Here is a 10,440-nt window from a genome sequence, read left to right as displayed (position 1 = left end):
TATCGCGGGAGAGGGGGCAGTTCGAAGTGAAATTGAAAAATCTGTGCTCATTTCAAGATTAAATCTTGTCTAAACAAACTTCAGGGACGTTGCCTTGTTGTTAGTCCCGTTTTATTTCGGGATGTGGATCCCGCGGTCATAGCCCTAACTCTTGGTCACAAATATTGAATCTTGGAGAAAAGTCAGATTTGCGTGCGCTCAAGATGCACCAAATATGGCTTTTCAGTGAGTTGTGCACAAGAGATAGGGTCATAGCCGCGGGAAATCGGTTGGGATTTGACCAAGAGCCAGGCTCTTGGGAGTCAAATCCCAGAATGAATTCAGTTATTTCAAAACTGGAGCAATGGTTTGAAGCAGCGTCTTGAACACTTTAGGAGTCCCCGCGACCACATCACCATTTTGTAAAAAATCGTCCCCACCATGGATGTCGCTAATTAATCCACCTGCTTCTCTGATTAATAAAGAACCCGCTGCGATATCCCATGGACGTAAACCCAGCTCCCAAAATCCATCAATCCGGCCGCTGGCGACATAAGCTAAATCCAGTGCGGCAGATCCCGTTCGTCTAACGCCAGCGCATTTACCCATTAAAGCTTCAAATGTGGGTAAATATCTTTGTGCAAGAGTCAGGTTCCGAAACGGAACTCCAGTACCAATAAGTGATGCGCTTAACAGAGTTTGTTTGGATACTCGGATTCTTCTGTCGTTTAATCGAGCGCCTCTTCCCCTGCTTGCGGCAAAACATTCATGGCGTAAAGGATCATAAATAACGCCATGTTCAATTCTGTTTTTAACTTTCAGGGCTATGGAAACTGAGAAGAATGGAAATCCATGCAAGTAATTTGAAGTACCATCCAAAGGATCAATAATCCATACAGATTCACCATCGCCTTCCTGAAATCCACTTTCTTCCGCGAGAATACCGTGTTCTGGATAGGCTTTATGGATTGCATTGATGATGGATTGTTCTGCCTTGATATCCACTTCGCTAAAATATTCCTGGCTGTTTTTCGCTGTAATCTTTAAGCGGTCCACCTGTTCCATGTGACGGATAATGATTTCGCCGGCTTGACGTGCTGCACTGACTGCTATATTTAAAAGTGGTTCCATGGATATACTCTTTATCTACAAAATCAGCAATTCTACCACATTTTTTTTGTACATAGAGAAGTCCAATCAATAAATGCTGTGATATAGTTAGATAAAGTATCAATTATAAGTTTTATTATGAAGTTAAGTTCTATTCGAATCGTGCTGGTTGCAACCTCACACCCCGGAAATATTGGCTCAACTGCACGTGCTATGAAAACCATGGGTTTAAACTCTCTCTACCTGGTTAATCCAAAGTCATTTCCTGATTATAAAGCGAAAGAGATGGCTGCTGGTGCAGATGATGTACTGGAATCGGCGGTAGTAACGGATACCTTGGAAGATGCACTGATTGGCTGTCAATTAATTCTGGGCACCAGTGCCCGACCGAGAGGGATCTCATTGCCAGGGTTACTTCCCGCATCCAGCGCGGAACTTATTGGTCAGCAAGCGGATAACACTCAGGTTGCCATTCTATTTGGTAGGGAACATGCAGGACTTACAAATGAAGAATTACTGAAATGTCATTATCACATTAACATTCCCAGTAATCCTGAATACAGCTCGCTCAATTTAGCACAAGCAGTCCAGATTATTGCTTATGAACTGCGAATGAATCTGCTGTCGCCAAAAGCTACCGTTTCATCCCGCATTGATGAATACGCCACAGCAGATGAAATTGAGCAGTTCTATGAGCATTTGAAAGAAGTATTTATTGAGATTCAATTTTTAAAAGCAGCAAATCCACGGCGATTGATGCAACGTGTCCGTCGATTGTTTAATCGAGTAATGTTGGAAAAAATGGAAGTCAGCATTTTACGAGGGATGTTAAGTCAGGTACAAAAATCTCTGGAATGGGCTGGCAAAAAAAACAGGAGTGACTTGGATGTCTAATCTGCCAATATATATGGATTATATGGCTACTACCCCCGTCGATCCCCGCGTTATCGATCAAATGATTCACTATTTGGGTCCTGATGGTCATTTTGGCAATCCGGCTTCGTCTACACACGTCTATGGCAAAACTGCGGCTTTGGCAGTGGAACGGGCTCGCGCTAAAATCGCCGATGCGGTTCAGGCATCAAGCCAGGATATAGTATTCACTTCAGGCGCTACTGAATCTGATAATTTGGCCATTCTTGGTGCCGCACGGTTCTATAAAAACAAAGGGATGCATCTTATTACTATGAGTACTGAACACAAGGCAGTACTCGACAGTTTCCATCAATTGGAAAAAGAAGGCTTTGAGGTGACTTATCTGCAGCCCGAATCCGATGGACTACTCGATTTAAAAAAACTTGAAGGCGCTCTGAGAGAAGATACGATTCTCGTTTCTATTATGCATGTAAATAACGAAATTGGCGTGATTCAGGATATTGCAGCAATTGGTGAGGTTTTGCGAAATAAAGGCATTGTTTTTCATGTTGATGCAGCACAAAGTGCAGGAAAAATTGCAATTAATCTAAGTACGCTTCCTGTTGATTTAATGTCCTTTTCCGCACATAAAATGTACGGTCCGAAGGGAATAGGTGCTTTATACGTTCGGCATAAACCGCGTATCAGATTGCAAGCTCAAACCTTTGGTGGTGGGCATGAAGGCGGATTGCGTTCTGGTACCTTGGCTACTCATCAGATCGTTGGTTTTGGCGAAGCATTTGCATTAGCAGAACAGGAGCGAGAAGAGGAACAGAACCGTTTACTGTCTTATCGTCAACAATTATGGGATGGAATCAAACATTTGGGTGGAGTCCAATTGAATGGGCATGCCGAAAAGCGTATTGCAGGAAACCTTAATATGTCCTTTTCCGGATTGGATGGGGATGCCTTGCTATTAGCATTGAGGGAGTTGGCAGTTTCTACTACATCAGCCTGTACATCAGCAAGCATACAACCTTCTTATGTCCTGAGAGCCATTGGCTTGACTGAAGATTTAGCGTACAGTTCCATCCGATTATCTATTGGACGGTTTACTACTAAAGAACAAATTGATAAGGCAATTTCAGTAATTTGCGATCAGGTGAGTCGATTGCATGAAATGTTACCTATATGATGTATAATAAAATAGTGCAGGATTGTTTTTTTCAGCCCCGACATATTGGGATTCTTGATTTGTCAGAACCCTTGGTCAGTTACTGTAGAATTGAACAACACAAACCAAGAATTATTATTGATCTTTATATTCAGTGCTCACGCACCGGATTGATCACTACGGTATGTTTCAAGACTAATGGGAATCCCTTTGTCATTGCTGGTATGGAATGGTTATGCCGGAACCTTGAAGGTACTGATCTGATGAAAACAGAAACTATCAGTTATCAGATGCTAATTAATACATTGGAAATCCCGGTAAGCCAATATCCCGTTGCTTTACTTATAAACGATGTTTATCAAGAGAGCTTGATATTGATGAAGAAGAAACTAGAGAGGTATGAGTCATGAGTGTGGTGATGCAGCACGTCAGTAATGAAGATCCAGGAATTACTTTAAGTGAATCAGCGATTAAACACCTGGTTTCCTATTTGACTAAAAATCCTGATAACCATGGTGTGCGGCTTTCTGTAAAAAAAACAGGTTGCTCTGGTTTGTCTTATGTAGTGGACTATGTAAAAGCCCCATTGGATGGGGATGTGGTCATGCCCTTGTCAGGGAACTATGTGATCTGTGTTGATAAGCTTAGTATGCCCTTTCTTAAAAACATGCAAGTTGATTACGTCAAGCAAGGATTAAATTACAAATTTGTATTTAACAATCCCAACCAAACCGGTCAGTGTGGTTGTGGAGAGAGTTTTACTGTAGCCTAAATGCATTCTTGTATAAGCAATTCATTACTGTTCTGTTTTGCCCTGGTCGACAGGGCAAATTCCTAAGTGTTTAAAAAATCACAATAAACTCTCTTTCGATATTCCTATGGATAGCTGGGGTCTACATGAGTTATCTGGTCTCTTCTGTTATTGGAGATTGTCTGCTTTATGAGTCCATGTTAGGATAATTTGGTAAATAATGGATTATTCGTTCTATGCTCATTTTTTTGTAAAAAAATTCTTTTGCCGAATGATGTGCCTGGTTCAAAATGGAGAGTAGTTAACGTGTATGAAATAGGATTTTATAAAAGTGAACCTCTGGTAAAACCTTCTTTAGAGCTTATTTTCGAGTATCCTTTGGAGAATAAAACGCTCATCATTTCCGAACGACCATCTTGTTGCATTAGAGGGGTCATTATTAATCAGCAGACTGAACACACTGTTACCTTGATAGCAGAACCTCTTATATCATGTAGTGCATACATTTTTTCATTTACGAATTATGATGGTGTTGAAAAAGCAATAATTTATCATGCGACTAGCTGCGGCCCGAGGTTTGCCCAATGGATAGCATCACAAATTGCCTCTGAAACTGATTTGTCAACGGTATCAATTATTATCGCAACTCCCGGAGATGGGGTGATCAACCTGGCCAGTAATCCAGATTATATCGACATTAAAGAAACTTATTTAGAGTACTTATCCAGCATTGGATTCACCAGTGCGCCCCAGATTTTGTTTGGTTGTACTAATTACAAAATTAACAGCAAAGGCAAGCACGGTGATGAGAAATGCATCCACGATTTGGTTTTTAACAGTCCAAAACGCCTTGAGGTCTATTCGATTTTTGAAAAGGAGGAACAAAGTCAGGACGAAAAAGAATGTACCTGTTTTCTTCTATGAATAAATCATTTAAATCATTATGCTTATAAACGGAGTAAAGCTATTGTGTATACCTTCTATGGATCAGAATTATATAAAACTAAATCTATGGCAAAACCATCGCTAGAGCTCATCTATGAGGATCCCCGTTCGAATAAAAGAATTCTTATATGGGAAGTTGATACTGTTTGTATCAGAGGTTTAGTGATTGACAGACAAAGTGAGCATACAGTATCCCTGTGCGCGGTTTCTTTAATAACATGCAGTGCGTATATTTTTTCTTTCACAAATTACGCTGGTGTTGAAAAAGCAATAATATATCAGGCGACTTCTCCTGGTCCAAAATATGCCGGATGGATTGCTTCGCAAATCGCTACTGAGACGGATTTGTCAACTGTATCTATTATCATAGCTACTCCTGCAGATGAGGTGAGCTGTGCTGACAGCGGTACAGACTTAACGGATATTAATGATATACATTCGAGCTATTTATATAGAGTGGGTTTTACCGGTAAAGTTCAGGTTTTGTTTGGCAATAGTTCTTATACAATTAACAGCAAAGGGAAACATGGATGTGAGAAACTCCTTAACGAGTTGGTTTTTCTAAAACCAACAAGAATTGAAGCGTGTACTAATACTCTAGAAGACGAACGAAGCCTTGATGAAAAGAAAACTTCGTGCCTGCTCCTGTGAAGAGTCAATCCACCGGGAGCACCTTGCCCTGCATTTTAGAATAATATCAATCACCTACAACAAGATATTGATTTAGCTTCATTCATCCAGGCACTGCCCCTTGATTTTCAGGGAAGGTGTCTCAACATATAGTTCATAGTTCCCATTGAGTGAGGAAGAAGAAGGAACACCTCATCGGGCATTATTATTGATTTGGTGAATAGTCAGCTAAAAAAAATTGAATATTTTTAAAACACTTATTAAATGACTATTTTATGAAATAAATCATACAATTATTTTAACAATCCTTTCGAAAATGATACAATAATTGTTCTTAATATTTCCTTAATAAATGAATATCATTGAAACAATGTTTACACTCTTTGAGATATTTGATATTATATCGGTCATGGTGTTTGGTGCGTGGATCTGCCGAACATAATACATTATTCATTATTTTGTACTAGGAGATTAAAATGAATGCAGTTATGCAAGAAGTGGTTCAAGGTAACGAAGCACTGTCGCATCAAGTTATTAGTGCAGTAAAAGGATATTTAACCAGTGTCGGTAATAAAGATTCTAATTTAAATTTATATCAATTGATTGTTGAAGAAGTAGAAGCTCCATTATTTCGCACTGTTATGGAACTGACTCGTTACAACCAGTCAAAAGCTGCTCGAGTTCTTGGTGTAAGCCGTGGTACTTTACGTACTAAACTGAAGCGTTATTTTGATGATGAATTTATTGGAACTCGTGATTTCTAATTTGGATAGTTATTATCTGGATACAGCACTTCTTCAGTAGTTTTCAATATTTATTCATCGGTATATGTGGTCTTTAGCTAGGCACTCTGCTACTATAGATAACAGAGTCGGTCAGGCAATCGCTCTTTGTTTCGACAAAGGGAGGAAAGTCCGGGCTCCATAGGGCAGGGTGCCAGGTAACTCCTGGGAGGTGTGAACCTACGGAAAGTGCCACAGAAAATATACCGCCCGCTTGTTCTTCTTTTTTAGGCTTGTCCTTCAAGAGTTGGCAACAAGCGGGTAAGGGTGAAATGGTGCGGTAAGAGCGCACCGCGCGATTGGCAACAGTCGTGGCAGGGAAAACCCCACCCGGAGCAAGACCAAATAGGAATCCATGTGACTGCAAAGTCATGTCGTGCGGCCCGCACGGGATTCGGGTAGGTTGCTTGAGGCATACGGTGACGTGTGTCCCAGATGAATGATTGTCCGCGACAGAACCCGGCTTATCGACCGACTCCATTTCATAATCTATCAAGTTGCCTGTAGTTGGGGTATAGAACCCATATCCTAAAGATCGGCGGCTCATCATTTGTACTCCCCTGATGCTTTTTTTAGATGCGATTATAACGAACTCACATTAACTCAATATTAAGAGCGACTCGAGCCGGTTTAAAATCATATTTCTGTGAACTTCTGATGAGGCAGCTAGAGCAAAGCCTGCACTGGTTTCATGTCAGGCTTTGATATTTTAATGAAGTGTTGTTAGTTGGTAGCAAGATGTTTTTTAACTAAGGTATTGATGTGTTCCGGATTTGCTTGGCCTTTAGTCTGCTTCATTATTTGACCGACAAAAAATCCCAAGAGTTTTTCTTTACCCGCTTTATATTCCGAGGCCTGATCTGGATATTGGTGAATGATTTTAATGATCAGTTCTTCCAGAGCGGCACTGTTATCCATTTGTTGAAAGCCTTCACGTTGCATTATAGCTTCTACATCATCCTCACCAGCCCAAAGTTTAGTGAAAATGATTTTTGCATTGCTCGACGAAAGGGTATTGTCGTGAAGTTTATCCAATAATTTGGCCAGCGTTTGCGCAGAGACGGGCAGAGTATCAAAGGTCAAGTTATGTTCATTTAACGAGGCAGCGTATTGTCCCTTGAGCCAGTTGATAATCAATTTATCCGTACTTTTAGTGTACGATTTTACGGTTTTATAAAATTGATAGGCTTCCGGCGATGATAAAAGAAAATTCATGTCTTCATCATTTAAGGAGGGAACCGCTTGTAACTCTCGAGAAATCTGCTCGGGTAAATCTGGGAGGCTGTTTTTTATTTCTGCAATTTGAAAACGCGTTACTTGTATGGGCAGCAAATCAGGATCAGGAAAATATCGATAATCGTTTTCATTTTCTTTATCTCTCATCGCATGAGTTGAATTAGTATCTGGATTATACAGGCGTGTTTCCTGAATAATTTTCTGACCGCTTTCGAGTACGTCCTGATGTCGGGCGCGTTCAAAGGCTATTGCTTTTTCAATAAATCGAAATGAGTTCAGGTTTTTGAGTTCCGTTCTGGTGCCCAGAACTGTTGAGCCTTTGGGTTTAATGGATAAATTGACGTCGCATCTGAAGGAGCCTTCCTGCATATTGCCATCGCAAATCCCTAAAAATCTTACGAGCTGATGTAGGGTTTTTAAATATTTGATTGCTTCTTCTGCTGTATGCAGACAGGGAGCAGTTACGATTTCAAGAAGTGGAGTGCCTGCGCGGTTTAAATCGATTCCTGTACAGTCACTTTGTGCGTCATGCAATGACTTACCTGCGTCTTCTTCCAGGTGAGCTCGAACAATGTCTACCGTCTTATAAGTGCCATCCTCACGTTGGATCTTGAGTTGTCCATTGCTGACTATTGGTTTTTGGAATTGGCTAATTTGATAGCCTTTAGGTAAATCAGGGTAAAAATAATTCTTTCTCTCAAAAACAGATAAATCATTAATATCCGCATTAATTGCCAAACCGAATTGAATTGCCATGACTACTGCTTTTTGGTTTAAAACAGGCAGAACTCCAGGCAACCCAGCGTCAATAAAACAGGTCTGTGAGTTTGGTTCGGCACCAAAGGTGGTCGAAGCACCTGAAAATAATTTGGATTTTGTTTTTAACTGGGCATGTACTTCAAGCCCAATTACGGTATCCCATTCCATAAATCACCCTATGTTGTTTGGGCTGGTCATATGCCAGCTGGTATGTTGTTGGTATTGATGGGCTATGTGAAGCAGACGCGCTTCGCTAAAGTGTTTTCCCATTAATTGCAATCCTATGGGTAATCCATGAGCAAAACCTGTTGGTATTGAAAGAGCGGGCAATCCAGCAAGGTTCGCTGCTACAGTAAATACATCTGCAAGATAATTTTGAATTGGGTCAGCAATTTTTTCTCCCAGTTTAAACGCACAGGTTGGAGTGGTAGGACCAAGAATCACATCTACTGTATTCAGATTGGCTGTTAATTCTTCCTGAATTAAACGTCTGATTTTTTGCGCTTGAAGATAATAAGCATCAAAATATCCAGCCGAAAGCACATGAGTTCCAGTGAGGATTCTACGTTGAACTTCTGCTCCAAAACCTTCACTGCGTGAATGAGTGATGAGCTCCATCAGATTGTCTGATTGTTTACTGCGATGGCCAAATCGGATCCCGTCATAGCGTGACAGATTTGAAGATGCTTCGGCGCAGGCGATGACATAATAACAGGGCACCCATAATGGTTGTAGTTTCAGTTCCATTTCAATAATTTGCGCGCCAAGATCTTTAAAAACCTGTACTGCTTCCAAGATCGCTTTTTGGATGCTGGAATCAACTTCAGGCTGAAAAAAGCAGGAAGGTAGACCAATACGTATCGTATCCAATGGCTTATTAATTTCGGTACTATAATCAGGAATCGCTTGGTCAACTGAAGTAGAGTCTCGGGGATCAAAACCAGCTATTGCTTGTAAAATCAATGCGAGATCTTCCGCGCTTTTAGCTAAAGGCCCTGCTTGATCAAGGCTTGATGCATAGGCAACCATACCGTATCGTGAGACTAATCCGTACGTTGGTTTAATACCGCTTATGCCGCAAAAAGCAGCGGGCTGTCTTATTGAGCCGCCTGTATCAGAGCCAATGGCGTAGGGAACAAGACCGGCTGCTACAGCCGCAGCAGAGCCACCTGAGGAACCACCGGGTACACGTTCATTATCCCACGGGTTTTTTACGGAGCCAAAATAACTGTTTTCATTGGCAGAACCCATGGCAAATTCATCCATGTTGGTTTTACCTGTCAGTATTGCTCCATGTTCGTATAATTTTGTTGCTATCGTTGCTTCATAAGGTGCCTGAAAATTGGCTAACATTCGTGAACCACAGGTTGTCTTCATCGTTTTAGTGCAAAAGAGATCTTTAAGTGCCATGGGAATACCAGTCAGTGTGGTACCTTGCCCATTTTTTATTAATTGATCTGCTTTTTGTGCTTCAATAAGCGCCTGCTCGGCATCAACACTGATGAATGCATTAAGATGCTTATTACTCTGGATTTTATTAATGCTGTCTTGCGTCAATTCCACGCTGCTTAATTCGCCATTGCGGAGTGCTTGGGAAAGTTGGGTAAGAGAAAATTGTTCCATGATTATTTACCGGATTCTATAACTTTAGGGACTAAATAAAGATTGTCTTCAAACATGGGAGCAATTGCTTCCAATTCAGCGATACAATCCGCTTCTGTAATTTCATCGGTTCTTAAACGTTGATGCAGTGCAAAAGGATGAAAAAGTGGGGCTACATCTGTGGTATTAATCGCACGTAATTGATCAACAAAATCCATTATTGAACTGATTTCCTGAGTTAATTGAGCTGAATGATCCGCATCAATTTCCAAATAAGCCAAACGCGCAATGTGTTCCAATTCTTTGGTCGAGAGAGTCATAATGGCATCCAAATCGAAAGTTCCTCATTATAGCGAGATTGTCATGAAAATGAAGTCCTGTTTGTCTTTGCGTATCAAATGGGGTGTGCTTTATTCTATGTACATGACAATAAAATGTCTTGCCCGCGCAGGCGGGCAACCATTCATCAACATAAACCGATGCCAAAGAGCCAGTGGGTATTATTGTTTTCTAGGTTTAAATTCTCTTTCAACTCGCTGAAACACTTCATATCACCTCCTTTTGGCGTTCGAGATGATGTGATTTTTAGTGTATGTCAACGAGTTGTCTCAACGTAC

At 40.9% G+C, this 10,440-nt stretch carries 11 protein-coding genes and 1 other RNA gene; 8 read left to right on the top strand and 4 right to left on the bottom strand.

The window, feature by feature from the left end; genetic code table 11:
- Positions 1-324: 324 nt before the first annotated feature.
- Positions 325-1,110 carry an inositol monophosphatase family protein gene (locus G543_RS0109955; protein ID WP_028384391.1) on the bottom strand — a complete coding sequence of 262 codons (786 nt, stop codon included), beginning with the start codon at positions 1,108-1,110 and terminating at the stop codon, positions 325-327.
- 117 nt (positions 1,111-1,227) lie between these two features.
- Between G543_RS0109955 and trmJ the strand changes: the two genes are divergently transcribed.
- The 8 genes from trmJ (at position 1,228) to rnpB (ending at position 6,709) form a co-directional block, all read left to right on the top strand.
- Entirely contained in the window at positions 1,228-1,983 is a 756-nt protein-coding gene (trmJ, locus tag G543_RS0109950; RefSeq protein ID WP_028384390.1) for a tRNA (cytosine(32)/uridine(32)-2'-O)-methyltransferase TrmJ, read from the top strand.
- Entirely contained in the window at positions 1,976-3,139 is a 1,164-nt protein-coding gene (locus G543_RS0109945) for an IscS subfamily cysteine desulfurase (protein ID WP_028384389.1), read from the top strand. Before trmJ ends, G543_RS0109945 begins: the two co-directional genes overlap by 8 nt.
- On the top strand, positions 3,136-3,528 hold the full coding sequence (locus G543_RS0109940) for an iron-sulfur cluster assembly scaffold protein (protein WP_028384388.1): 393 nt from the start codon (positions 3,136-3,138) through the stop codon (positions 3,526-3,528). The genes G543_RS0109945 and G543_RS0109940 overlap by 4 nt, the downstream gene beginning before the upstream one ends.
- Positions 3,525-3,890: a HesB/IscA family protein gene (locus G543_RS0109935; protein WP_028384387.1), complete on the top strand. Its 366-nt coding sequence runs from the start codon at positions 3,525-3,527 to the stop codon at positions 3,888-3,890. The genes G543_RS0109940 and G543_RS0109935 overlap by 4 nt, the downstream gene beginning before the upstream one ends.
- A gap of 285 nt (positions 3,891-4,175) precedes the next feature.
- On the top strand, positions 4,176-4,793 hold the full coding sequence (locus G543_RS0109930) for a hypothetical protein (protein ID WP_028384386.1): 618 nt from the start codon (positions 4,176-4,178) through the stop codon (positions 4,791-4,793).
- A 45-nt stretch (positions 4,794-4,838) separates the two neighbouring features.
- Complete coding sequence (locus G543_RS0109925) at positions 4,839-5,465, top strand: hypothetical protein (protein ID WP_028384385.1); 627 nt, start codon at positions 4,839-4,841, stop codon at positions 5,463-5,465.
- 455 nt (positions 5,466-5,920) lie between these two features.
- Entirely contained in the window at positions 5,921-6,208 is a 288-nt protein-coding gene (locus G543_RS0109920; protein WP_028384384.1) for a helix-turn-helix domain-containing protein, read from the top strand.
- A gap of 103 nt (positions 6,209-6,311) precedes the next feature.
- Positions 6,312-6,709: RNase P RNA component class A (gene rnpB / locus G543_RS18435), an RNA gene on the top strand.
- A gap of 240 nt (positions 6,710-6,949) precedes the next feature.
- Here rnpB and gatB read toward each other — a convergent pair.
- Genes gatB through gatC form a run of 3 tightly spaced genes read right to left on the bottom strand, consistent with a single transcriptional unit; the run spans position 6,950 to position 10,143 of the window.
- Entirely contained in the window at positions 6,950-8,389 is a 1,440-nt protein-coding gene (gene gatB, locus G543_RS0109910) for an Asp-tRNA(Asn)/Glu-tRNA(Gln) amidotransferase subunit GatB (protein WP_028384383.1), read from the bottom strand.
- Positions 8,390-8,392: 3 nt separating this feature from the next.
- The gene (gene gatA / locus G543_RS0109905) at positions 8,393-9,844 is read right to left on the bottom strand and encodes an Asp-tRNA(Asn)/Glu-tRNA(Gln) amidotransferase subunit GatA (protein ID WP_028384382.1); all 1,452 of its coding nucleotides are present in this window, start codon (positions 9,842-9,844) and stop codon (positions 8,393-8,395) included.
- A 2-nt stretch (positions 9,845-9,846) separates the two neighbouring features.
- Entirely contained in the window at positions 9,847-10,143 is a 297-nt protein-coding gene (gatC, locus tag G543_RS0109900; RefSeq protein ID WP_028384381.1) for an Asp-tRNA(Asn)/Glu-tRNA(Gln) amidotransferase subunit GatC, read from the bottom strand.
- Positions 10,144-10,440 lie beyond the last annotated feature (297 nt).

The organism is Legionella moravica DSM 19234, from assembly GCF_000423305.1.
Taxonomy (GTDB): domain Bacteria; phylum Pseudomonadota; class Gammaproteobacteria; order Legionellales; family Legionellaceae; genus Legionella; species Legionella moravica.
The sequence above is the reverse complement of the archived record's forward strand: the minus strand, read 5'-3'. Positions and strand labels throughout refer to the sequence as shown.